The organism is Limnohabitans sp. (assembly GCF_046052825.1).
Taxonomy (GTDB): Bacteria; Pseudomonadota; Gammaproteobacteria; order Burkholderiales; family Burkholderiaceae_C; genus Limnohabitans.
Genome location: NZ_JAVLFP010000005.1, coordinates 12,245 through 36,022, shown reverse-complemented (window position 1 = coordinate 36,022; position 23,778 = coordinate 12,245). Strand labels below are relative to the sequence as shown.

The following is a 23,778-nucleotide window of genomic DNA, read 5'->3' as shown; positions in this document are numbered from 1 at the left end:
TAAAAGACAACGCACATGGCCCTGTTATTGCATGACGCCAAGAGCCCTCACGAACACGCCATGAACCACCTGCGCTTTTTGAACTACATCGACGAGATCGCCCGTGCCGGTTCGATTCGCCAAGCAGCCGAGCGTTTGCATGTGGTGCCCTCCAGCGTGAACCGGCGCTTGCTCGACATCGAAGAAGAGTTGGGCACCCCCATCTTCGAGCGCATGCCACATGGCATGCGGCTCACCGCAGCAGGCGAGTTGTTCATCAACTACATCCGCAGCCATCGTTCGGCACTGGAGCAAACCCGCTCACACATTGAAGAGCTCAAAGGCTTGCGACGCGGACAAATTCGTGTCTTGGCCAGCCAAGGGGTGGCGGTGAGTTTTTTACCGCGTGCCATCGCCTTGTTTCGCCAGGCGCATCCACTGGTTGAGTTTGATGTGCGGGTGGTCGACCATGTGGGCGCCTTGAACGCTTTGCGCAATTACCAAGCCGATCTGGCCTTGGTGTTGAACTTGCCCGATGAAGCCGACATGGAACGTCTGCTGGCCCTGCCGCAGCCTTTGAAGCTGATGCTGCACCGCAGCCATCCTCTGGCAAGCCAAGAGGACGTGCGCTTGCGTGAAGCACTGAGCTACCCCGTGGTGCTACCCGACAGCGACTTCGGTGCCCGACGACTGTTGCAGCGCTACCTCAAGCGCAGCAGCTTGACGTTGGCACCCGTCATCACCAGCAACAACTTTGAATTTCTGCGCGGCTGTTTGCACCACCACCACATGGTGAGCTTTCAGTTCGAGATTGGCACGCAAGATGAAGGCGGCCAATTGGCCGTGCGCGACATCGCCGACCGTGGTTTTCCCAGCGGTGAACTGGTGCTCGCGCGGCTGCGCGGCAGGCAGCTTGCCGTCATCACCACTGTGTGGATTGAAGCTTTGCAACAGCTGCTCGAAACACGCACACCCGCCTCAACCCCACACAAAACTTGAACCACGGAGAAACCTCACATGCAACAACAAATCGTCACGGTGCAGCGCGTGCTATGCCAAGGCCCGTCCGACCTGTCAGGTGTGCAGCAGCTGGTCGACCAGGGCCTGCTAGACCCTCGCCACATCGTGGCGGTGATGGGTAAGACCGAAGGCAACGGCTGCGTCAACGACCACACCCGCGACTTTGCCAGCATGGCTTGGTGCCATTGGTTGGCACCGCATCTGGGGTGCAGCCCCGAGGAGGCACACCAGCGCGTGGCCTTGGTGATGTCTGGCGGCACCGAAGGCGTGCTGTCGCCGCACTTCACGGTCTTCTCACGCCAATGGGTGAACACACAAACGCCCTCGTCCACCCCCCGCTTGGTGGTGGGTGTGGCGCAAACCCGTGACTTTGCGCCTTGGGAGATGGGGCGCATGGCCCAAATCGACGCCACCGCACAAGCGGTCAAAGCCGCCATGCAAGAAGCGCAGATCGAACAGGCAGCCGATGTGCACTTTGTGCAAATCAAATGTCCCTTGCTGACCATGGACAAAATTCGCGCCGCACAACAACAAGGCCATGACACGGTCACCCACGACACCTACGAGTCGATGGGCTATTCACGCGCCGCCTCGGCCTTGGGCGTTGCGCTGGCTTTGGGTGAAGTCACGCCCACACAACTCAGCGACGACGCGGTCATGCGCGACATGTCGCTGTATTCGTCCACCGCCTCGGCCTCTTCGGGCATTGAACTGGAGAACAACGTGGTGGTGGTGCTGGGCATGTCACGTGCCGGCCAATCCGACCTGGCCATCGCGCACACAGTGATGCAAGACGCCATCGACGCCGCCTCAGTGACTCAGATGCTGAAAGCCTGTGGCTTACTCAGCACATCTGACGCAACAGGTGCCGAGTCCACGCAACTGGTCAATCTGCTGGCCAAAGCCGAAGCTGCACCGAGCGGCAAAATTCGGGGGACCCGTCACACCATGTTGGATGACTCCGACATCAACGCCACCCGCCATGCGCGGGCCGCCGTGGGCGGTGTGCTGGCCAGCCTGACCGGGCAAACCGCCCTGTACGTCTCGGGCGGCGCTGAACACCAAGGGCCTGCGGGCGGGGGGCCGGTGTGTGTGGTTTACCAGCCTTATGCCCCATAGGCATATATCCCCAACTAACAAATCGTTTGATTTGGCATAAGAGGCGATTACAGTCGCCGCCATGCAAGATTTTGGCTTCGTATGTGCTGGCTTTTTTGTCGGTGTGATCGTCGGTTTGACGGGGGTGGGCGGTGGCTCGCTGATGACGCCGTTGCTGATCTTTTTCTTTGGCGTCAAGCCCTACTTGGCCGTGGGCACCGACTTGCTGTTTGCGGCCTTCACCAAGGCGGGCGGCACACTCAGCATGGCGCGTCAGCGCTTGGTGCCTTGGCGTGTGGTGTTTTCCCTGTGCGCGGGCAGCTTGCCCGCGTCGGGCTTGACTTTGTGGGTGTTACACACCGTGGGGCCGTCGGACCCAGCGGTGCAACATGTGATGACCTTTACACTTGGCGTCGCGCTGCTGTTGACCGCCTGCGCCATGCTCTACAAAGCCATTCGCGGCAAGCAGGCACCCGCCAGCGTTGCCGAACTCAATTTGTCTGAAGCCACCCTGCCACGTCACTGGGCCTTGCCCGTGTTGTTTGGTGCGGTGATTGGCACCTTGGTCACGCTCACCTCGGTGGGTGCTGGGGCCATTGGCGTGACGGTGTTGATGATCCTGTATCCCCAACTGCCCCTGTCGCGCATCATCGCGGCAGACATTGCCTACGCCGTGCCTTTGACCTTGATGGCGGGCTTGGGCCACGCCTCGCTGGGGTCTGTGGACTGGTCGCTGCTGTCGCTGTTGCTGGCGGGTTCTTTGCCTGGCATTTGGGTGGGCTCACGCCTGGTGCACAAAACACCAGAACGCGTGATCCGTTCGATTCTTTCTGTGTTGCTGGCCTGGGCCGGCAGCAAACTGGTTTTAGCCTGATATTTCAAGATGTACCAATACACCGAATTTGACCGAGAGTTTGTTCAAGCACGCGCTGCGCAGTACCGCGACCAGCTGACCCGCAACTTGGCCGGCACTTTGGGCGACGACGAGTTTCGCCCCCTGCGTTTGCAAAACGGCTGGTACATCCAGCGCTATGCGCCGATGTTGCGCGTGGCCGTGCCCTACGGTGAACTCAACAGCGCCCAGCTGCGCGTGCTGGCCATCATCGCCCGCGACTACGACGAACCCTCGCCCGAATTGCTGGCTCAGGCGCAAGCCACCCAAGACAAAATTGGCCATATTGCGGCTCCCAAGCTGACCACGCACTACGCCCACTTCACCACCCGCCAGAACGTGCAGTTCAACTGGATTCCGCTGGAGAAAAGTGCCGACGTGATGGAGCTGCTGGCCAGCGTCAACCTGCACGGCATTCAAACCAGCGGCAACTGCATTCGCAACATCACCAGCGACGAGCGCGCCGGCATTGCGGTGGACGAAGCCGTGGACCCACGCCCTTACGCCGAAGTGCTGCGCCAGTGGAGCACCTTGCACCCTGAGTTCGCTTACCTGCCACGCAAATTCAAGATCGCCATCACAGGGGCCATCGAAGACCGTGCGGCCATTGCCTGGCACGACATTGGCCTGCGCGTGCTGCGCAACGCCCAAGGTGAGGTGGGTTTTCAGGTGTTCGTGGGTGGCGGCATGGGACGCACGCCGGTGATTGGCACCGAAATTCGTGCCTTCTTGCCCTGGGACCAAATCATCAACTACCTTGAAGCCGTGGTGCGTGTCTACAACGGCTGGGGCCGTCGTGACAACATCTACAAAGCGCGCATCAAGATTTTGGTCAAGGCCGAAGGCCAGCGTTACTTTGACGAGGTGGAGGCCGAATACCAGCGCATCTTGGCCAATGGCGCGCACCACACCATTCCCCAAGCCGAGTTGGAGCGCGTCAGCGCCTGCTTTGTCGCCCCGGTGTTGACACAGTGCAGCCAGTCCGATGCCGAGGCTCGCATTGCCCGCATCTTGAAGGCGGCCGCCGAAGACGATGTGGAATTTGGCCGCTGGATCGAGCGCAATGTGGCCGCCCACAAAAACCCCGACATGCGCGCCGTGACCTTGTCGTTCAAGCGTTTGGGCCAAGCCCCTGGCGACGCCACGGCAGACCAACTCAAGCTGGCCGCAGACTTGGCCGACAAATACAGCGCCGGTGAAGTGCGCGTCACGCACGACCAAAACCTGCTGCTGCCTTGGGTGGGTTGCGACCAGCTGCCCGAGTTGTGGCGCGAAGCGCGCAAGGCGGGTTTTGCCCGCCCCAACATCCACTTGCTCAGCGACATGATTGCTTGCCCCGGTGGCGACTACTGCGCCTTGGCCAACGCCCGTTCGCTGCCCATTGCAGCGGCCATCACCGCGCGTTACCAAGATCTCGACGAGTTGTTTGACTTGGGCGAGATTGACCTGCACATCAGCGGCTGCATCAACTCATGCGGCCACCACCACAGCGGCCACATTGGCATCTTGGGCGTCGACAAAGATGGCCAAGAGTGGTACCAAGTGACCTTGGGCGGCTCAGATGGCTCCACCCTCAGCGGTGCAGCCAAGGCTGGCAAAGTGGTCGGCCCCTCGTTTGCTGCCGATGAAGTGGTGGACGTGATCGAAGCCGTGCTGGAGGTCTACAAAGACCAACGCACAGCGGGCGAAACCTTCACCGATGCACTGCAACGCGTGGGCTTTGATGCCTTCAAAAACGCCGCCCATGCGGCCCGTCACGCCACCGCGCGCACCACTGCCTGATCTGTTGAGCACACCCCATGACCCTGCAACTCATTACTTCGACTGCCCATGCCGACGAGACGGCGGGCCTCGCGTTGGCCAACGATGCCGATGCCCACAGCGTGCCCTTGGATGGCGTGACACGCATTGACCTGAACTTCCCCAAGTTCACCGATGGCCGGGCCTTCAGCCAAGCGTTTGTGCTGCGCCGCCGTGGTTACAAGGGCGACATTCGCGCCCACGGCGATGTGCTGATTGACCAACTGCTGCAAATGCAACGCAGTGGTTTTTCCAGCGCCGTGCTGCGTGCCGACCAAGACGCCGTGCATGGACAACGCTTGCTGGGCCACTACAAAGGCTTTTACCAAGGCGATGCGGTGCATGCCGCGCCGCATTTTTCAAACGCGGCTTGAAGCAAGCCCACGCCCTTCTCGCACCTCACTGAGCCCGCGCATTCCCATGAGCACTTCCTCTTTCCTCTCCTCGCAAGGCAGCGCCAAAGCCACTGAGAGCAACGCCCGCGCCAGCGACGACTTTGCCGCCAAACTGGCTGAAACACAAGCCTTGCTGAAACAAGCTGCCGCTGAGTTTTCTCCCGTCTCACAAGCCTCCAGCTTGGGCGCAGAAGACGTGGTCATCACCCACCTCATCAACAGCCTGCGGCTGGACATTCCGGTGTTTGTGTTGCAAACCGGCGCACTGCACACCGAAACCTTGGCCTTGCTCGAGCGCACCGAAGCCAACTCGCACGCGTCCGTCCATGTGTACAAGCCGTCCCATGAATCGGTCATGACCTTTGTGCGCACACACGGCCAAGACGCGATGTACCAAAGCATTGAGTTGCGTAAAGCCTGTTGTGGCATCCGCAAGATGGAGCCTCTGGCGCGCGCCCTCCAAGGCCAACGTGCTTGGATCACGGGCTTGCGCAAAGAGCAATCCAATGCCCGCGCCGACGTGCCCCTGCGCGATGACAGCGAAGTGGCCAGCAAAGGCTTGAGCAAATTCAACCCCTTGGCCCAGTGGACTTGGGGCGACGTGTGGCACTACATCGCCACCCAAGGGGTGGACTACAACCCGCTGCACGACCAGTTTTACCCCAGCATTGGCTGCGCACCCTGCACCCGCGCCATCGCCATGGGCGAAGACTTCCGCGCCGGTCGTTGGTGGTGGGAAAGCAGCGACCTGAAAGAGTGCGGTTTGCATGTCAAACCGCACGGCGAGCGATAGCTCGCGAGTCGCTGCTTCAGCGCAGGCTCATTTCGCGACAAGCGAAGTGAGCCGAAGCTAAGACGAATTCACTTAAAAGATTTGAACCATGAACGCAAGTACCCACAACGAGTTGCACAGCCTGAGCAACGCCCACCTCGATGCGCTGGAAGAAGAAACCATCTTCATCTTGCGTGAAGTTGCCGCCGCTTTTGAGCGCCCCACCTTGCTGTTTTCGGGCGGCAAAGATTCGTTGGTCATGCTCAAGTGCGCCGAGAAAGCCTTTGGCGGAAAAACCAGCCCCTCTGGTAGCGGCCGCATTCCCTACCCGCTGTTGATGATCGACACCGGCCACAACTTCCAAGAAGTCACCGACTTCCGAGATTCACGCGCCCAAGAACTCGGTGCCGAGCTGATCGTGCGCAGCGTGGAAGACTCGATGAAGCGCGGCACCGTGCGTCTGGCCCATCCGGGCGAAAGCCGCAACGTGCACCAGTCGGTCACCTTGCTCGAAGCGATTGAAGAATTCCGCTTTGACGCGCTGATCGGTGGTGCGCGCCGCGACGAAGAAAAAGCCCGCGCCAAAGAGCGCATCTTCAGCCACCGCGACAGCTTTGGCCAATGGCAACCCAAGGCCCAACGCCCAGAGTTGTGGACCTTGTTCAACACCCGCTTGCAGCCCGGTGAGCACTTCCGCGTGTTCCCTATTTCCAACTGGACCGAACTGGATGTGTGGCAATACATTGCCCGCGAAAAAATCGCCCTGCCGTCGATTTACTACACCCACAAGCGTAAGGTGGTGGACCGCCGTGGCCTGCTGGTGCCCGTGACCGAACTCACCCCGCCCAAAGACGGCGAACAAGTGCAAGTGCGCGACGTGCGTTTCCGCACCGTGGGCGACATCACCTGCACCTGCCCGGTGGAGAGCACGGCCGCCACGCCAGAGCAAATCGTGATCGAAACCTTGGCCGCTGACGTCAGCGAGCGCGGCGCGACACGCATGGACGACAAAACTTCAGACGCTTCAATGGAAAAGCGCAAAAAAGACGGGTATTTCTAATGAGCAACGACACACATTTTTCGGCCCTCAAATTCATCACCTGCGGGTCGGTGGACGACGGCAAAAGCACGCTGATTGGCCGCTTGTTGGTGGACACCAAGGCCGTGCTGCAAGACCACTTGGCAGGCGTGCAGCGTGCCGGTGAAACCGACCTCGCCCTCTTGACCGATGGTCTGAGTGCGGAACGTGAACAAGGCATCACCATCGACGTGGCCTACCGCTACTTCAACACCGAGCACCGCAAGTTCATCATCGGCGACGCGCCCGGCCACGAGCAATACACCCGCAACATGGTGACTGCAGCCTCCAGCGCCGATGCTGCGGTGGTGCTGGTCGATGCCACCAAACTCGACTGGCGCCATGCCGAGTTGGAGTTGTTGCCACAAACCCGTCGTCACTCATTGCTGGTCAACCTGCTGCGCGTGCCCTCGGTGGTGTTTGCCATCAACAAACTCGATGCGGTAGAAGACGCCAGCTTGGCCTACCAGCACATTGCCGCAGCGCTCAAGAAGTTTGCCCAGGCCGCAGGCATCACCATCACGGCCTTGGTGCCCGTCTCGGCCCTCAAAGGCTGGAACGTGGTGGACTCGCAAGCCGATTGGTGCGGCTACAACGGCCCCAGCCTCTTGAGCATTTTGGAAGGCTTGCCCGTCACCCCCGCTGAAACCGAGGTGGCTTTCAGCTTCCCTGTGCAGTGGGTGGAGAAATTCCACGACTCCAACGTGACCACCCAAGGCCGACGTGTGTTCTGGGGCCGTGTGGCCACCGGCAGCGTGGCACCTGGCGACACGGTCAAGGTCTTCCCCAGCGGGCAAACCGCTGTGGTGTCACAAGTTCTCTCGGCCACCCGCGAACCGCAAAACAAAGCCGCAGGTCACAGTGCGGGCGTTGTGCTGGACCGCGAGGTGGATGTGTCACGCGGCGACTGGTTGCTGTCAGCTGAGCAAGCTCCCGAAGCACAGCGCCAACTCAACACCACCATCGCTTGGATGGACGACGAACCCTTGGTCGCCGGTCGTGTGTATTGGGCGCTGCATGGCCACCGCTGGGTCAAAGCCAAAGTGCAGCGCGTGGTGCACCGCCTGGATGTGAACACCCTGGCAGAAGAAGAGGCCACCGAGCTGGCACCCAACAGCATTGGTCACGTGACCTTGGCCCTGCAAGAGCCTTTGGTGACACTGCCCTTTGCCCAGTCGCGCATTTTGGGAGCGCTGGTCTTGGTGGACACCGCCAGCCACAAAACCTCAGGCGCCGTGTTGGTGAACTGAAGCGTTTAAAATCAAAAACCTTGGCGCTCAAACCTTCGCCGCTGAGTCCCTATCTCTTTACCGATTGAATTGTCATGACGCACGTTGTCACCGAAGCCTGTATCCGTTGCAAGTACACCGACTGTGTGGACGTTTGTCCCGTCGATTGCTTCCGCGAAGGCCCCAATTTTTTGACCATCGACCCCGATGAGTGCATCGACTGCGCGGTGTGCATTCCTGAGTGCCCGGTCAACGCCATCTACGCCGAAGAAGACGTGCCCGATGGTCAACAGCACATGACAAAACTCAACGCCGAGCTGTCACAAATCGGCTGGCCCAGCATCACCAAACGCAAGGCCCCGCTGCCTGACGCCGACGACTGGAAAGACCGCACCGGCAAGTTGGCCGAGTTGCAACGCTGATTGACAGCCCCATGATCGAGACCGACGCCGTCATCGTGGGTGCCGGCCCCGTCGGCCTCTTTCAAGCCTTTCAGCTGGGGCTGCAAGACATCCGCTGTCACCTCATCGACGCCCTGCCCCACGTAGGCGGCCAGTGCGCCGAGCTGTACGCAGACAAACCGATTTACGACATCCCAGGCTTGCCGTTTTGCACCGGGCGCGAACTGGTCGAGCGCTTGCAGCAGCAAATTCGCCCCTTTGCACCCACTGTTCACCTGCGCCAAGAAGTCAGCCAAGTCGCGCAGCGGCCCGATGATCGCCTGGACGTGCACACCTCAACACAGCAACACTTCGTGTGCAAAACCCTGTTCATTGCGGCAGGTGTGGGTGCTTTTCAGCCGCGCAAGCTCAACCTGGAAGGCGCGCCAGAACTCGAAGGTCGCCACATCCACTACCACCTGAGCGACACCACACCGCTGGCAGACCAGCATGTGTGGGTGCTGGGTGGAGAAGCCCAAGCCGTGGATGTGGCCGTGCAGCTGAGCCGCCTGCGCGAGCAAGCCCCACGCAGCGTGACCTTGATCCACCGTCGTGATGTGTTTCAAGCTGAACCGCAGGCGCTGAGTGCCATGCGTGATGCTGTGGCCACTGGCCGCTTGCAGTTGCAGATTGGGCAGATCACCGCCTTGCAAAGCGCGGACCAGCAGTTGCAGGCGGTTCAGGTGGCCACACCCGAAGGCGAGACCATAGAGCGAACCGCACAACAGTTGCTGGTGTGCTGGGGCTTGTCACCCAAGCTCGGGCCCGTGGCCCACTGGGGCCTAGAGATGGCACGCAAGCAATTGGTGGTGAACACCGAAAACTTTGCCACCTCGGTGCCCGGCATTTTTGCGGTGGGCGACATCAACACCTACCCGGGCAAGAAAAAACTCATCCTGTGTGGTTTTCATGAAGCCACCTTGGCCGCCTTTGGTGCCGCCGACATCGTGCACCCCAACCGCAAGACCTTGCTGCAATACACCACCACTTCGAGCGAGCTGCACCGCTTGCTGGGTGTGGATTGAGTCAGACCTTGACTGAGGTTGGTCTCAAGCCGCTTTCAGATACATGTCGATGTGCATCGACGAATAGGGGCAAACCACGCCTCCGTTCTCTGTGCGCTCCAACAAACCTAACTCGGCCAAGATCACCACATCTTCGTGCACACGCTTGACATCGCGCCCCACTGAACGCGCCAGTTCGCGCACAGAAAGCTCGCCTTTTCCCTGTGCGGCACGAACTATTTCCCAGCGTTTTTCGGAAAGTTGTCCAAAGAAATGAGCTGGACTTTCGAAGTTCAACACTTCGCCTTGGTAGGTGTTGGCTTTCGCCAATTTGGCCGCAGTGCGCAAACCACTCCGCCAGTCGGGTTGCAGTGTGATGGTGAGATAACGTTCTGTCATGGGGCTCTCCTAGCAGCAACAGCCGCAATAAAGTCTTCAAACAGTTGCTCAACATTTGTGAAGGCATAAGGTACTTGCTCACCATCGAGATGGCAGTGGTCGCCTTTGCCTCTCTCGTTGTCAAAACCAACAATGCGGACACCGCCTACAACATACACAGCTCAGTACTTGTAGCGATGGTCTGAGGGCGGCACAGGTTTGGGCACCTTCCAAATCACCACCTCTAAAACTGCACCATCGGCCGTGATGTCTTTGAAACGTGTGATGAGTTCAGCCGGCATGCTCACAATTGTGTCGATCCCCTCGTCTGTTGTCAATATTGCCAACAACCAAAGACGGGCCTCTGATCAGCTCGGTTTAGCCACTCGTTTGAATTGCCCTAGAATTCAAATGCGCCGTCCTCATTGATCGGCGCATCCGCTGGGGGTGTTGGTGTCTCGACAGACATCGACTGAGAAAGTCCCTTTGAACCTGATTGAGGTAATCCTCGCGCAGGGAAGCTTGTCAAAAGAACCGGTATGGGGGAACCTCCCCCGCCAACGCCGATTCCCCGCCAGCGCCCTGCTTGTTGCAAGTGAAACACAGATGGCTTCTGACGCGTCCACGATTCCTGCTGACTTGCTGAACTTCTTCGCCTTGCCGGAGGTGAGCGACGACGACTTCAATGCCATGGCGCTGCGTTTGTTTGCCCATCAGGCACAGCACAACCTGCCGTTTCAGCGCTTTTGCCAACTGCGCGGCAAAACGCCACGCAGTGTCAAACACTGGCATGACATTCCAGCCGTGCCGATCAACGCCTTCAAAGACCTCACGCTCAGCTGTGTGCCGCCAGACACCTGCGCACGCGTGTTCATGACCAGTGGCACCACGCGTGGCGATGTCAAAGGCCGCCACTACCACCCCGCACTGGCGGTGTACGACAGCTCCATGCGCCTGAACTTTGCGCAGCATGTCATGCAAGGTCAAGCGCGCATCCGCATGGGGGTTTTGTTTCCCGACGAAGTGGCATTGCCCAACTCGTCGCTGGCCCACTACCTGCAACTGGCCCTCACCCACTTTGGCACGGCAGACAGCGGCTACTTCATGGGCGCGCAAGGGCTGGACATCGCTGGTCTGAGGACCGCGCTGCAACAGGCACAAGACTCCGGGCAGCCATTTGCCTTGCTGGGCGCGAGCTACAGCCTGGTGCATGCCATGGACGCTCTGGCGGCCCTGGGCCAGTCCTTCCAGTTGCCCGCAGGCAGTTGGCTGTTTGACACCGGGGGCTTCAAAGGCCAGTCGCGCGAGATCGAGATGGACGCGTTTTACGACCAGCTCTCTGCCACCTTCGGTGTGCCACGCACGCATTGCATGAACATGTACGGCATGACCGAGCTCAGCACCCAGTTCTACGACCGGGGCAATGCCACGGTGCCATCGGTCAAACGCGGGCCGCACTGGATTCGCTCGCGTGTCATCGACCCGATCAGCGGACGCGAGATGCCACGCGGCGAGCGCGGCATTTTGGTCCACACCGATTTGGGCAACTACAACGCCGTGACCACCATCCTCACCGAAGACGTGGGCGTGGCCACCGACGACGGCTTTGTGCTGCTGGGCCGCGCCCAGGGGGCACAGGCCAAAGGCTGCTCACTGGCGGTGGAAGACTTTTTGAAATCCGCACGGGCATGAGCACACTGAGCTTCAAAGCGGGCTACCTGCCGGGTCTGTCAGAGCCGGAGGTGCACTGGCACGCGCTGCACTTTGGCACGCCGGAGCACCCGCTGACGGTGCAGGTGCCGCAACTCAAGCCCGCGCAAATGACGGCCTTGGCCACGCGTGTGCGTGACGCCAGCCGCAGCCACCTCAAGCACTGGCCGGTGCGCGACCTGGTGGCGGTGATTGACCGTGCCGTGGCGCGTTTGCTCGATGCCAACGACCCTTACCGGCAACAACTCGACACCTTGTTGCCACGTGTCACGGGCTTGGATGCCGAGATGGTGCGCATCCACCTCAGCGCCTACTTGCAGACCTTTCGGGCCCTGCAACTGCAACGCTTTGTGGTGGAAGACTTTGCCAACCCGCAATTGCTCGATACGTTTCAACCCCGCGTGGGTGGGGGCTGGAGCAAAGCCTATGGCCCCGACCTGATGGCCCATGTGTGGGCCGGCAATGTGCCAGGCTTGCCCATGTGGAGTTGGGTGTCGGGCCTGTTGGTCAAAGCAGGTTCGGTGGGCAAAGTCGCCAGCGCCGAGCCGGTGTTTGCCAGCGTGTTGGCGCGGGTCTTGGTGGCGGTGGAACCCCGCTTGGCCGACTGCTTGGCCGTGGTCTGGTGGCCGGGCAGCGACGCGGCGCAGGCAGCCCCCTTGTTTGAACAAGCCGACGTGGTGCTGGCCTATGGCGGCAACACCGCCTTGCGCGACATGCAGCAGCATGTGCCCGTGACTGCACGGTTTTTGCCGCATGGCCACAAGCTGAGTTTTGGCATGGTGTCCACGGCAGCGTTGACGCTGCGCCGCGCCAAGACCACCGCTGCCCTGGCCGCGCTGGACGTGGCACGCTACGAGCAGCAAGGTTGCTACTCACCGCAGATGTTGTATGTGCAACGTGGTGCCCAGGTCAGCCCGCAAGAGTTTGCACAGAGTCTGGCCAGCGAGCTAGCCGCCTTGAGCCACAAGTTTGTGCGCCGCCCCTTGTCGCTGGAAGAAGCCGCAAGCGTGGCCGCTTGGCGCGAGTCGCACGAGTTCGCCATGGTCAACAACCCCAACACCCAGGTGTTGGGTGACGCCACCCAGGCCTGGGCGGTGGTCTACTGCGACGCGCCCACGCCCCTGCAACCCGGCCCCTTGAACCGCTGTGTGCTGGTGGTGGGGGTGGACACGCTCGACGAAGTGGCCGAGCTGGCCCGCGCCCAACGCGACTCCCTGCAAACCGTGGGGCTGGCCGCAGCGCCCGAAGAACTGCTGCGCCTCGGTGAGTCCCTGGCACAAGCGGGTGTGACACGCATCTGCGCCATGGGCGCCATGACTGCACCCGCTGCGGGCTGGCACCACGACGGGCGCTTCAGCTTGCTCGATCTGGTGCGCATGGTGGACATCGAAGCGTCCACCGAAGCCGCTGCCGAGAACTTCACAGCCTATGAGCCCTGAGACCCTGTCCCCACAACCCGCCTTGCGTCTGCAAGCGTTGCGCTTCGCCTACGCCACGGGCGGCGAAGCCGTGCGGGGCGTGAGCTTGGACATCGCACCCGGCAGCGTGCATTGCTTGGTCGGGCGCAGCGGCTGCGGCAAAACCAGCGTGCTCAAACTCGCGGCGGGTTTGTTGGTACCCCAACACGGCCAGGTGCTGTGCCACGGTGAACCCGTGAACGGGCCAAGGGCCGACATGGGCTTTGTGTTTCAACGCCCCACCCTGCTGGAATGGCTCAGCGTGCTGGACAACGTGTTGTTGCCCGTCTCGCTGCAACGCCAAGTGCGCAGCAGCGACCGCGACCAGGCCGCACAACTGCTCAAGCGCATGGGCTTGGGCGCTCACACGCAGCACAACCCCCTGGCCTTGTCGGGTGGGCAGCAAAGCCGGGTGGCCTTGGCGCGTGCCCTGATGGGCGAGCCAAACATGTTGTGCATGGACGAGCCGTTTGCCGCCCTCGACGCCATCACCCGCGAAGAACTGCAACACGACTTGCTCGCGCTGTGCGCCCAGCAAGGCACCTCGGTGCTGTTTGTCACCCACGACATGGCCGAAGCGGTGTACCTGGGCGACCAGGTGACCGTGATGCACCAAGGGCAGATGGGCCACACGCTGCGCATTGACTTGCCTCGGCCACGGGCCCATGGCTTGCGCCACAGCGCCGAATTCAATGCCGTGTGTGCCCAGTTGCGCCAACACATGGACGAGGGGCTGTGATGCGCCACACACGCCTGCTGTCTGTGATGTTGGGTCTGCTGTGCCTGGGCCTGTGGGAGCTGGCAGTGCAGCAACTTGCCACCTCGGCTTTGGTGTTGCCGGCCCCCACCGTGATCGCCTCATCCTTGTGGCGGGGTTTGGGCAATGGCTATCTCTGGCCCCATGTGCTGCAAACCTTGAGCGAAGTCGGCTTGGGGCTGCTGCTCGGCGGCACGCTGGGGTTTGCGGGCGGCGTGGCCTTGGGTGAGTCGGCCCGTCTGCGTGGCGTGTTGATGCCCTATGTGGTGCTGAGCCAAGTGGTGCCCAAACTCGCGCTGGCACCGCTCTTCATCGTGTGGTTTGGTTTTGGCACTTTGCCCACGGTGGTGATGACCGCTTTGATTTGCTTTTTCCCCCTGCTTGAAAACACCGCCACCTGCATGCAGCAAGTCGATGCACAGCGGTTGGAGCTGTTTCGCATGCTGCGTGCCACGCCCTGGCAAACCTTGTGGCGCTTGAAAATTCCAGCGGGCCTGCCCCACATCATGGCCGGCTTGCGCGTCGCGGTGGTGCTGGCCTGGGTGGGCGCGGTGGTGGGCGAATTCATTGGCGGCAGCAAAGGCCTGGGGGCCTTGATCATTGCGGCCCAAGGCTCGATGGACACACCCTTGATGTTTGCCGTGCTGGTGCTCATCACCGTGCTGGGCCTCTTGAGTTACAACGGTATTCAAGCGCTTGAGCGCCGGTTTTCACCCCCTTCTCCTTCAATCTCTCAGAAAGTGTGACGCATGACATTTCCCACACGTGGCTCGAGCTTGCCGCTTGCCAATACAAGACCGTCAGCGCTACTGTCAGCGCGCCTATCCACGCGTCTATCCACGCGTTTGTTCGCGGGCTTGTTCGCCAGCCTGTTGATCACGCCCCTTTGGCCCTTGAGCAGCCTAGCCCAGTCCCCCGCCAAAGCCGACAAAGTGGTGGTGGCGGGCTGGAGCAAACCCATCACCGAAATCACCAACCTGCTGGTAGAAGAAGACAAGGGCTTTTTCAAAGCCCGTGGCATTGACCTCGGCTATGTGCCTGGTGCCGGGGGTGGCGACGCGCTGCGCAACATCTTGAGCGGCCAGGCCGACATCGCGTTCACCGACCCGGGTTCGTTCTTTGCTGCGCTCGACAAGGGCGAAAAACTGCGCGCCATCTACGACATTTATCCGCAGAACGTGTTCAACGTGGTGTCGCTGAAGTCCCAAAACATCACCAAACCGGCAGACCTCAAAGGCAAACGCATTGGGGTGTACAGCCTCGCCAGTGGCACCCGGCAAAACCTGCAAGTGCTGTTGCACCAAGCCGGCTTGAGCGAGTCTGACGTCACGGTGGTGGTGACGGGCTTGTTGAACTTTGCGCCGCTGATGCAAGGCCAAGTCGACGCCACCGCCGCCACCGACACCGGCTTGCTGGTGGGCAAACAAAAAGGCCTGGGCGATGTCCACGTGATGGAAGTGAAGAACTACGTCAACATCTCCAGCGACTTCTTTGTGGTGCGCGAAGACACCTACGCCCAAAAGAAAGAGGCACTGAAACGCTTTTTGCAGGCCTACCAAGACAGCGCCGAGTGGATGATGCGCTCACCCCAAGAAGCGGCCAAGCTGGCCGTGAAGGTGGCGATTGATGGCCAAAACGAAGCCATCAACTTGGAAGTCATCAAGTTGCGCAACGCGTCCAGTGTGTCGACCACCACCGCACAGCGCGGCTTGGGAGCCTTCGACTTGGTCGCGCTGCAAAAAGGCGCGCAAGCCTACAAAGCGTTTGGTGTGATTCAACGCGACATCAAGGTCAGCGACGTGGTCAGCCAAGACCTGTTGCCCGGCAAAAAATGAGCACGTCCAGCGCCCGCTTTGACGGCCAAGTGGTCTTGGTCACCGGGGCCAGCCGGGGCATTGGTGCGGCCATTGCCAAGGCCTTTGCGCGCGAAGGCGCGCTGGTGTTGGTGAACTACCTGCACAACGAAGCCGCCGCCCAAGAAGTGGTGAACGCCTGTGAACAAGCCGGGGGCCAAGCCTGGGCCTTGCAAGCCGATGTGCGCTCGCCTGAGGCCGTGCAAGCCATGGTGGCCCAAGCGGTGGCCGAGACTGGGCGCATCGATGCGGTGGTGAACAACGCGTTCAGCCCTTACGCGTTTGACCCCGAGCACCGCCAGCGTTTTTGGGAGGTGCCCTGGAGTGCCTACCAAGGCCAGTTCGACGGGGCGGTGCAAGCGGCTTACCACGTGTGCCAAGCGGTGTTGCCCCACATGCGTCAACGCGCGCGCGGCAGCATCGTGAACTTGGTGAGCGATTTGGTGCAACGCCCGAGCATTGCGTACCACGACTACACCACCGCCAAGTCAGCACTGGTGGGATTCAGCCGCAACTTGGCCACTGAGCTGGGGCCCTTGGGCATTCGGGTGAACTGTGTGGCTCCTGGCTTGGTGAGCCCTACTGCGTCAAGTCAACACACCAAGGAGGCTGTCAAAGACGTGCTGGTGGCACAGACCCCCCTGGGCCGCTTGGCCACACCCGACGATGTGGCGGGCCCCGTGCTGTTTTTGGCCTCCGACTGGAGCCGCTTCATGACCGGGCAAGTGCTGGTGGTGGACGGTGGCTTGGTGATGGCATGAGCCGAGCGTCAGCGCCGCACGTGCATGGCCACCGGTGCGAAGCCGTGGTTGAGCGGCCCGTGTCCGTGGCCGGTGGTCACGGCTGCGCCGTGTTCAATCGCACCCAAGATGTAGCGGCGCGCCAGAGCAACCGCCTGGGCCAAGTCATGCCCCAAGGCCAGATGCGCCGCAATGGCCGACGACAAGGTGCAGCCCGTGCCATGCACGTTGCGACTGGCAATGCGCGGCGACGCCAAGCGCTGCGACGCGATGCCAGGTTGTGCCAGCAGGTCCACCACCTCGTCACCGGGCAAATGCCCGCCTTTGAGCAACACCGCGCGTGCGCCTTGGGCCAGCAGGTCTTGTGCGGCGGCTTCCAGCGCGTGGGCGTTGGCAATGTCGTGCCCCAACAGCAAAGCGGCTTCGTCCAAATTGGGCGTGATCAAGCGCGCACGCGGAAACAGTTCGCGCACCAGCACCTGCACGGTCTCGCTGGCAATCAGGCGGTCACCACTGGTGGCCACCATGACGGGGTCGAGCACCACGTTGTGGAGTTGGTAATGGTCAATGGCCCAAGCCACCACGTCCACGATGGCGGGCGCGTGCAGCATGCCGATCTTGACGGCATCGACGCCCATGTCTTCCACCACCGACTGGATTTGCGCTTTCAAGAATTCAGCGGGGATGCCATGAATGCCCTGCACGCCCACGGTGTTTTGCGCAGTCAGCGCGGTGATGGCGCTCATGCCATAGCAGCCCAGTGCGGCAAAGGTTTTGAGGTCAGCCTGAATGCCTGCGCCACCGCCGCTGTCCGATCCGGCAATGGTGAGGACGCGAGCGTAGTGCAAGGGAGAAGATGTGGTTGGGGTGGTGCTCATGCACTGAATTATCCGCAACTCGCTTCAGGTATTTTTCAGAAAGACAGACATCCATGAGTTCACCACAACACAGCGTGGTTTTAGGGGCGGGCCTGATGGGCCGCTTGTTGGCCCACAGCTTGGCACAACGCGGCCACCGGGTGGAAGTCCACGAAGCCCTGGGCCCCGACGCGCAAGGTGCGGCGGCCCGTGTCGCGGCCGCCATGCTGGCGCCGCTGGCCGAGTCGGCCATCACCGAACTGCCGGTGGTGCGCATGGGCCAGCATGCGCTCACACGCTGGCCCGAGTTGGTGGGACAGCTGCAACAGCCGGTGTTCTTTCAGCAAAACGGCACCTTGATCGTGTGGCACCGCCAAGACGCCAGCGAGGCCCTGCGCTTTGAACAACTGCTGACACGCACCCACACCCAACTGCCCAGCCTGCCCGCATTACAAAGCCTGGACACTGCCGCACTGGGGGCCTGCGAGCCCGCGTTAGACGGACGCTTTCAACGCGCCTTGTACTTGCCAGGCGAAGGCCAGCTTGACAACCGCCAGTTGTTGGCGGCGTTGTTAGACAGCTTGCAAACACAGGGTGTGGCGCTGCACTGGCACAGCGCCAAATCGCCCAGCGACTTTGCACCGGGCACACCGGGCCAACCCGATTGGGTGTTCGATTGCCGTGGCCTGGGCGCGCGCACCGACTGGACACAGCTGCGCGGTGTGCGCGGCGAGGTGGTGCGTCTGCATGCGCCCGAGGTCACACTGCTGCGGCCCACGCGCTTGATTCACCCGCGTTACCCGATCTACATCGCGCCCAAAGAAGACCACGTGTTTGTGATTGGTGCCACCGAAATTGAAACCGAAGACCTGTCACCCGCCAGCGTGCGCTCCACCTTAGAGTTGTTGAGCGCGGCCTACACCGTGCACAGTGGTTTTGCAGAAGCGCGTATTTTGGAAATCAACACCCAAGCACGCCCCACCCTGGCCGACAACCTGCCTGCGGTGCGCTGCCTGAGCCCGCGTTGCGTGCAGCTCAATGGTTTGTACCGCCATGGTTTTTTGATTGCACCGGCCCTGCTCGACGTGGCCCTGGAATGGGTGGAGCATCAGAGCACCGAGCTTGCGGCAAAATTTGCATTGAAGTTTGAACATGTCTGAAACCACCACCATCCGGGTGCTGATCAACCAAGCCCCACACGATCTGAGCGTAGGTGCCACACTGGCCGATGCGGTGCAACATGCAGGCATTCAGCCGCCGTTTGCCGCCGCTGTGAACCTGCAATTTGTGCCGCGCACCCACTATGCCAAACACAGCTTGAACGACAACGACCACATTGAATTGATCTCGCCCATCACGGGCGGTTGATCGCAACCCCACCCCACCATGCCTCACTCGACCTCTCTCACGCTCTACGGCGAAACCTTTGCCAGCCGATTGCTGCTGGGCACCTCGCGCTACCCCTCACCCAGCGTGTTGCTGGCCGCCATTGAGCGCGCCAAGCCCGCCATGCTGACCGCCTCGTTGCGCCGACAAACTGGCAGCGGTGGCGAAGCCTCGCAAAGTTTTTGGAACCTGCTGCGCCAAGCGGGTGTGCCGGTGTTGCCCAACACCGCCGGTTGCCACAGCCTGCAAGAAGCCATCACCACCGCCGAGATGGCACGCGAGGTGTTTGAAACCGACTGGATCAAGTTGGAGCTGATCGGTGACGACTACACCTTGCAACCCGACACGCTGAACTTGCCCGAAGCCGCCAGCCGTTTGATCAAGGCCGGCTTCAAGGTGCTGCCCTACTGCACCGAAGACCTGGTGCTGTGCCAACGTCTGGTGGATGTGGGCTGCCAAGCCGTGATGCCTTGGGCCGCCCCCATTGGCACCGGCAAAGGCCCCGTCAACCCCACCGCCTTGCGCACCCTGCGTGAGCGGCTGGATGTGCCGCTCATCGTGGATGCTGGACTGGGATTGCCTTCGCACGCCTGTCAGGTCATGGAATGGGGCTACGACGCCGTGTTGCTCAACACCGCCGTGGCCCTGGCCCAAGACCCGGTGCGCATGGCCGGCGCATTTGCCGACGCGGTGGATGCAGGCCACAGCGCCTATGTGGCGGGCGCCATGCAAGCGCAAGACAGTGCCCAACCCAGCACCCCCGTGTTGGGCACACCGTTTTGGCACCAAGCATGAACGCACACGACATCGCCAGCGCCATTGCGCAACAACATGCCCACATGCTGGCCGGTGCGCCGCAAAACCATGCACAGGCGCCGTTGGACAACGCCTTGACGCCCGAGATGACGGGCGTGTTGCAAGGCTGTCGCATGCTGGGCTTTTTGGAGCACGATGCGCACTGCGTGATGCAAGCCTGGCAACAACAAAGCTTGCGTCTGGGTGGATTTGATGTGAACGCATGGCCAGTTCACCCCGCAGACTTTGGCATCGTGCCCGCGCCCAGAGAGCACGCGTTTGCGCCCTGCCCGCATGCCTTGGGTTTGTACGCCGTGCTGCCCGATGCGCAGTGGGTGGGCCGCATGGCACAGGCCGGTGTGCCCACGGTGCAATTGCGCTTCAAGTCAGACGATGCCGCTGCCATTGACCGTGAGGTACGCGCTGCGGTAGCAGCCGTGCAAGGCACCCAAGCCTTGCTGTTCATCAACGACCACTGGCAAGCCGCTATCGATGCGGGTGCCTACGGTGTGCATCTGGGCCAAGAAGACATGGCCGATGCGCCGCTGCAAACCATTCGTGCCGCAGGCCTGCGGTTGGGCCTGAGCACCCACGGCTACGCCGAGATGCTGCGCGCCGATGCGGTGTCGCCCAGCTACATCGCCTTGGGTGCGGTGTTTCCCACCACCTTGAAACGCATGGCCACCGCACCGCAAGGCATGGGACGCTTGCAAGCCTATGCCCGCTTGATGCACCAGCACCCGCTGGTCGCCATTGGCGGCATTGACGAATCACGCCTGTCTGCGGTGTTGCAAACCGGTGTGGGCTCGGTGGCCATGGTGCGTGCCATCACCGATGCGCCAGACCCACAAGCCCGCGCACAAGATTTGATGAAGATCATGCAGACGGCTTAGAGAGATGACTTTTCCCATACCGCTGAAACAGCTTACAAACCAAACTGCGCATCCACATGTGACGTGAATCGGTGTCCGTGCTTTTGTGCCAGACCATGCGCACCTCGTAGACAGGTGCATCGTTGATGTCCCAGACGCGAAGGTCTTGACGCAGCTGTAATTCACGAACAAACATTTCCGGGATGATGGCAATCAAATCAGTTTGGCGGGCAATGTCTGGCATGGCACTGAAGTGGCGTGATCGCAACACGATCCGATCTTCTAACTTCATCTTGGTCAACATTTTTTCTACGCTGCCGTGAAAAGTCGCGGTCGGTGATGCCACCGCAAAGCCAGATTGACGCAGTTGATCAAGGCTCAGCGTTTTTTGGGCCCGTCCACTCACCGGCTTCCAATTCGAAGCAGTCACGGCCATATAACGCTCATGAAACAACAACTCTGAGCGAATGCCACGGTTCTCTGGCGCCAAAATCCCCAATGCCAAGTCAATTTCGCGAGATTCGAGTGCGTTTGTGACTTGGTTGGCGTTGACGGCAATGTTGGACAAGCTCGCGTTTGGGGCATCAGCCCGCAAGGCAGACGCCAGCTGGGGAAGAAACATCATTTCACCCAAATCCGACAGAGAAATTTTCCAATGCACGTCACTGCTGACAGGATCAAATTCTTGTCGCCCCACCAACTTGGATTCCATGGCCCGCAATTGCTCGTGCACGTCGGTCGCCAGTTGCTCACACATTCGGGTGGGTTTGAGTCCGCTTGGCGAACGAACAAACAACTCATCCTCAAAATAATCTCGCAAGCGCGCAAGTGCATTGCTCGTCGCAGGCTGAGACAAAGACAGCGACTTACCCGCCAAGGTGACCGAGCCAGTTCGATGAATGGCCACCAACACGCGCAAAAGATTCAGATCGAGTTGGCGGAAATTCATACGAAGCGACTCCTCAGGGTATTGCCTAGTTATTCACAAAACCAATGAATAGTATTTGATTTATCCATTTGCAAAATGCTGAAATCTATCCTAAATTGTTTTCAATTCTGGATAAATCACAGAGTTCACCAATAAGGAAATCACAGAAATGGCTGAACGTTCATTCCTTGCAGAAGTTGAAAAACTCAAGCTCGGTGCCGGCGAAGAATTTCACGGCGAGGGCATTTTGGCTGTGACCAAGGCTTTGTTGCAGTCTGGTGTGTCCTATGTGGCCGGTTACCAAGGCGCTCCCATCTCACATTTGATGGACGTGCTCACAGACGCCAACGATATTTTGTCGGAGCTGGGCGTGCACTTTGAACACAGTGCGTCTGAAGCCACGGCCACCGCCACCCTGGCCGCCTCTGTGAATTACCCACTGCGAGGTGCGGTCACCTTCAAATCAACCGTGGGCACCAATGTGGCCTCTGATGCTTTGGCCAATCTGGCCTCCGGCGGGGTCATCGGCGGAGCCATGCTGATTGTGGGTGAGGACTACGGCGAAGGCTCCAGCATCATGCAAGAGCGCTCACACGCGTTCGCCATGAAATCACAAGTGTGGTTGCTTGACCCCAGACCCAATCTGCCCAGCATCGTCAACGCCGTTGAAAAAGGCTTTGAGTTGTCAGAGGCCAGCAACACCCCCGTGATGCTGGAGCTGCGAATTCGCGCCTGCCATGTGCATGGTCAATTCCCGACCAAAGATAACGTACGCCCCACCTTCACCCTGAAGGATGCCATTGAACACCCCAAGCGTGACGTGAGCCGAATCGTGCTGCCGCCGTCAAGCTATTTGCATGAACAAGAAAAAATCAAAGAGCGTTGGCCGGCGGCCGTTCAATTCATTCAAGACCACAAGTTGAATGAATTTTTTTCCAGCTCGGCAAAAGACTTTGGCATTGTGATGCAAGGTGGGATGTACAACGGTGTGCTTCGCGCATTGGAAGTGCTGGGTTTGGCCAATGCGTTTGGCGAGTCTCAAATTCCGCTGTATGTGTTGAATGTCACCTACCCTTTGGTGGACGATGAATTCAAAACCTTCTGCACAGGCAAGCGTGGGCTGATGATTGTGGAAGAAGGGCAACCCGACTTCATTGAGCAAAACATCCATTCCATTTTGCGCAAAGCGGATTTGCAAACATGCGTTCATGGCAAAGAGTTTTTGCCCATGGCCGGCGAATACACAGGCGGCGTCATTTTGCAAGGCGTGACAAGCTTCATCAAACGGTATGCCCCCGAATTGCTGGACACGCCAGAGCATGACGTCCACGCGGCTCACAACTCGGCGCTGGTCAGCCAAGCGGTTGCCGACGCCACTGCGCAAGTCCTGCCTCGCCCGCCTTCTTTTTGCACAGGCTGCCCGGAGCGCCCCATTTTCACCGCCATCAAAATGCTTGAAAAGGAATTGGGGCCACGCCACATCAGCTGTGACATCGGCTGTCACCTCTTTTCCATCTTGCCTCCGTTCAATGTGGGGGCAACAACCATGGGCTATGGCCTAGGCTGGGCGGGCGCATCCGCGTTCAATACGCCTGAAACGCAACACCGCACCATGGCCATCATGGGCGATGGTGGCTTTTGGCACAACGGCTTGACCAGCGGTGTAGGCAATGCCGTCTTCAACCAAACCGACAACGTTTTACTGGTGGTGGACAACGGCTATTCAGCCGCCACGGGTGGGCAAGACGTTTTGTCGTCGAAGGCGATCAACCCCATTCGCAGCACCAACAACCCCATTGAAAAAGCAGTGAAAGGTGTCGGCGTCAATTGGGTCAAGACCGTCACGCACACCTACAGCCTGGATCAAATGCGAGGCGCGCTGAGGGATGCCCTCACCACCTCAACCCAAGGTCCTAAAGTGGTGGTGGCGCAAAGCGAATGCATGCTGAACCGTCAACGTCGGGTGAAACCGCAAATTCGCCAGCGCATCCAAAAAGGCGAGCGTGTGGTTCGCGAGAAGTTCGGCGTTGACCCCGACACTTGCACAGGCGATCACTCGTGCATTCGCCTGTCGGGTTGCCCCTCTTTGAGCATCAAAACCAACCCAGACCCCTTGCGTTCAGATCCCGTGGCAGCGGTGGCCGACAGTTGCGTGGGGTGCGGATTGTGTGGCGAAGTGGCCCATGCGGCGGTTTTGTGTCCCTCGTTCTACCGAGCTGAAATCATCAACAACCCGAGTGGATGGGATCGGCTGAAAGTCAAAATTCGCCAATGGGTCATTGGCCATTTACAAAACCGGATTGAACGTCGTCTGGATGGTATTTCGGCTGCGGCTTGA

Annotated in this window: 25 protein-coding genes and 1 riboswitch; of the genes, 21 read left to right on the top strand and 4 right to left on the bottom strand. The window is 60.3% G+C overall.

What is annotated here, in order from left to right:
- The first annotated feature begins 15 nt into the window (after nucleotides 1-15).
- From ACKWJN_RS00750 to ACKWJN_RS00705, 10 genes are all read left to right on the top strand, one after another.
- The gene (locus tag ACKWJN_RS00750; protein WP_408593590.1) at nucleotides 16-978 is read left to right on the top strand and encodes a LysR family transcriptional regulator; all 963 of its coding nucleotides are present in this window, start codon (nucleotides 16-18) and stop codon (nucleotides 976-978) included.
- An 18-nt stretch (nucleotides 979-996) separates the two neighbouring features.
- Nucleotides 997-2,118: a ring-opening amidohydrolase gene (locus tag ACKWJN_RS00745; protein WP_408593588.1), complete on the top strand. Its 1,122-nt coding sequence runs from the start codon at nucleotides 997-999 to the stop codon at nucleotides 2,116-2,118.
- A 61-nt stretch (nucleotides 2,119-2,179) separates the two neighbouring features.
- Nucleotides 2,180-2,971 (top strand): sulfite exporter TauE/SafE family protein, encoded by a 792-nt coding sequence (locus ACKWJN_RS00740; protein WP_408593586.1) that lies wholly within the window; start codon nucleotides 2,180-2,182, stop codon nucleotides 2,969-2,971.
- A gap of 9 nt (nucleotides 2,972-2,980) precedes the next feature.
- The gene (locus tag ACKWJN_RS00735) at nucleotides 2,981-4,771 is read left to right on the top strand and encodes a nitrite/sulfite reductase (protein WP_408593584.1); all 1,791 of its coding nucleotides are present in this window, start codon (nucleotides 2,981-2,983) and stop codon (nucleotides 4,769-4,771) included.
- 17 nt (nucleotides 4,772-4,788) lie between these two features.
- Entirely contained in the window at nucleotides 4,789-5,163 is a 375-nt protein-coding gene (locus ACKWJN_RS00730; protein WP_408593583.1) for a DUF934 domain-containing protein, read from the top strand.
- Between the two features lie 46 nt (nucleotides 5,164-5,209).
- Nucleotides 5,210-5,977 (top strand): phosphoadenylyl-sulfate reductase, encoded by a 768-nt coding sequence (locus tag ACKWJN_RS00725; RefSeq protein ID WP_408593581.1) that lies wholly within the window; start codon nucleotides 5,210-5,212, stop codon nucleotides 5,975-5,977.
- Between the two features lie 88 nt (nucleotides 5,978-6,065).
- Nucleotides 6,066-7,016 carry a sulfate adenylyltransferase subunit CysD gene (gene cysD / locus ACKWJN_RS00720; RefSeq protein WP_408593579.1) on the top strand — a complete coding sequence of 317 codons (951 nt, stop codon included), beginning with the start codon at nucleotides 6,066-6,068 and terminating at the stop codon, nucleotides 7,014-7,016.
- On the top strand, nucleotides 7,016-8,284 hold the full coding sequence (locus ACKWJN_RS00715; RefSeq protein ID WP_408593577.1) for a sulfate adenylyltransferase subunit 1: 1,269 nt from the start codon (nucleotides 7,016-7,018) through the stop codon (nucleotides 8,282-8,284). Before cysD ends, ACKWJN_RS00715 begins: the two co-directional genes overlap by 1 nt.
- Before the next feature lie 74 nt (nucleotides 8,285-8,358).
- On the top strand, nucleotides 8,359-8,685 hold the full coding sequence (gene fdxA, locus ACKWJN_RS00710; protein ID WP_108301546.1) for a ferredoxin FdxA: 327 nt from the start codon (nucleotides 8,359-8,361) through the stop codon (nucleotides 8,683-8,685).
- An 11-nt stretch (nucleotides 8,686-8,696) separates the two neighbouring features.
- Nucleotides 8,697-9,728 (top strand): NAD(P)/FAD-dependent oxidoreductase, encoded by a 1,032-nt coding sequence (locus tag ACKWJN_RS00705; RefSeq protein ID WP_408593575.1) that lies wholly within the window; start codon nucleotides 8,697-8,699, stop codon nucleotides 9,726-9,728.
- A gap of 24 nt (nucleotides 9,729-9,752) precedes the next feature.
- Here the strand turns inward: ACKWJN_RS00705 and ACKWJN_RS00700 are convergent, their stop codons facing one another.
- Both ACKWJN_RS00700 and ACKWJN_RS00695 read right to left on the bottom strand, forming a co-directional pair.
- A complete protein-coding gene (locus ACKWJN_RS00700) occupies nucleotides 9,753-10,106 on the bottom strand; it encodes a hypothetical protein (protein WP_408593574.1) in 354 nt (117 codons plus the stop codon).
- Complete coding sequence (locus ACKWJN_RS00695; RefSeq protein ID WP_408593572.1) at nucleotides 10,103-10,264, bottom strand: DUF6516 family protein; 162 nt, start codon at nucleotides 10,262-10,264, stop codon at nucleotides 10,103-10,105. Before ACKWJN_RS00695 ends, ACKWJN_RS00700 begins: the two co-directional genes overlap by 4 nt.
- A gap of 254 nt (nucleotides 10,265-10,518) precedes the next feature.
- A riboswitch (TPP riboswitch) is annotated at nucleotides 10,519-10,621 on the top strand.
- A gap of 70 nt (nucleotides 10,622-10,691) precedes the next feature.
- Here ACKWJN_RS00695 and ACKWJN_RS00690 point away from each other — a divergent pair.
- The 6 genes from ACKWJN_RS00690 to ACKWJN_RS00665 all read left to right on the top strand — a co-directional run bounded on the left by ACKWJN_RS00690 (nucleotide 10,692) and on the right by ACKWJN_RS00665 (nucleotide 16,623).
- Nucleotides 10,692-11,777, top strand: a complete 1,086-nt coding sequence (locus tag ACKWJN_RS00690) for a long-chain fatty acid--CoA ligase (protein WP_408593570.1) — start codon at nucleotides 10,692-10,694, stop codon at nucleotides 11,775-11,777.
- Nucleotides 11,774-13,234 (top strand): acyl-CoA reductase, encoded by a 1,461-nt coding sequence (locus ACKWJN_RS00685; RefSeq protein WP_408593569.1) that lies wholly within the window; start codon nucleotides 11,774-11,776, stop codon nucleotides 13,232-13,234. Before ACKWJN_RS00690 ends, ACKWJN_RS00685 begins: the two co-directional genes overlap by 4 nt.
- Entirely contained in the window at nucleotides 13,224-13,991 is a 768-nt protein-coding gene (locus ACKWJN_RS00680; protein ID WP_408593567.1) for an ABC transporter ATP-binding protein, read from the top strand. Before ACKWJN_RS00685 ends, ACKWJN_RS00680 begins: the two co-directional genes overlap by 11 nt.
- On the top strand, nucleotides 13,991-14,755 hold the full coding sequence (locus tag ACKWJN_RS00675) for an ABC transporter permease (RefSeq protein WP_408593565.1): 765 nt from the start codon (nucleotides 13,991-13,993) through the stop codon (nucleotides 14,753-14,755). Before ACKWJN_RS00680 ends, ACKWJN_RS00675 begins: the two co-directional genes overlap by 1 nt.
- Before the next feature lie 147 nt (nucleotides 14,756-14,902).
- Entirely contained in the window at nucleotides 14,903-15,844 is a 942-nt protein-coding gene (locus ACKWJN_RS00670) for an ABC transporter substrate-binding protein (RefSeq protein WP_408593563.1), read from the top strand.
- Nucleotides 15,841-16,623 carry a 3-oxoacyl-ACP reductase gene (locus tag ACKWJN_RS00665; RefSeq protein WP_408593561.1) on the top strand — a complete coding sequence of 261 codons (783 nt, stop codon included), beginning with the start codon at nucleotides 15,841-15,843 and terminating at the stop codon, nucleotides 16,621-16,623. The genes ACKWJN_RS00670 and ACKWJN_RS00665 overlap by 4 nt, the downstream gene beginning before the upstream one ends.
- 8 nt (nucleotides 16,624-16,631) lie before the next feature.
- Here the strand turns inward: ACKWJN_RS00665 and thiD are convergent, their stop codons facing one another.
- Complete coding sequence (gene thiD, locus ACKWJN_RS00660) at nucleotides 16,632-17,480, bottom strand: bifunctional hydroxymethylpyrimidine kinase/phosphomethylpyrimidine kinase (RefSeq protein WP_408593559.1); 849 nt, start codon at nucleotides 17,478-17,480, stop codon at nucleotides 16,632-16,634.
- Between the two features lie 53 nt (nucleotides 17,481-17,533).
- Between thiD and ACKWJN_RS00655 the strand changes: the two genes are divergently transcribed.
- Genes ACKWJN_RS00655 through thiE form a run of 4 tightly spaced genes read left to right on the top strand, consistent with a single transcriptional unit; the run spans nucleotide 17,534 to nucleotide 20,533 of the window.
- Entirely contained in the window at nucleotides 17,534-18,619 is a 1,086-nt protein-coding gene (locus tag ACKWJN_RS00655) for an FAD-dependent oxidoreductase (protein ID WP_408593557.1), read from the top strand.
- A complete protein-coding gene (thiS, locus tag ACKWJN_RS00650; RefSeq protein WP_408593555.1) occupies nucleotides 18,612-18,827 on the top strand; it encodes a sulfur carrier protein ThiS in 216 nt (71 codons plus the stop codon). The genes ACKWJN_RS00655 and thiS overlap by 8 nt, the downstream gene beginning before the upstream one ends.
- 18 nt (nucleotides 18,828-18,845) lie before the next feature.
- Nucleotides 18,846-19,640: a thiazole synthase gene (locus ACKWJN_RS00645; protein ID WP_100144492.1), complete on the top strand. Its 795-nt coding sequence runs from the start codon at nucleotides 18,846-18,848 to the stop codon at nucleotides 19,638-19,640.
- On the top strand, nucleotides 19,637-20,533 hold the full coding sequence (thiE, locus tag ACKWJN_RS00640; protein ID WP_408593553.1) for a thiamine phosphate synthase: 897 nt from the start codon (nucleotides 19,637-19,639) through the stop codon (nucleotides 20,531-20,533). Before ACKWJN_RS00645 ends, thiE begins: the two co-directional genes overlap by 4 nt.
- Here thiE and ACKWJN_RS00635 read toward each other — a convergent pair.
- Nucleotides 20,517-21,461: a LysR family transcriptional regulator gene (locus tag ACKWJN_RS00635; protein WP_408593551.1), complete on the bottom strand. Its 945-nt coding sequence runs from the start codon at nucleotides 21,459-21,461 to the stop codon at nucleotides 20,517-20,519. The two genes, thiE and ACKWJN_RS00635, sit on opposite strands and share 17 nt — an antisense overlap.
- Before the next feature lie 148 nt (nucleotides 21,462-21,609).
- Here ACKWJN_RS00635 and ACKWJN_RS00630 point away from each other — a divergent pair, with 148 nt between their 5' ends.
- Nucleotides 21,610-23,778, top strand: coding sequence for a thiamine pyrophosphate-dependent enzyme (locus ACKWJN_RS00630; protein WP_408593550.1), 2,169 nt, complete (start codon nucleotides 21,610-21,612; stop codon nucleotides 23,776-23,778).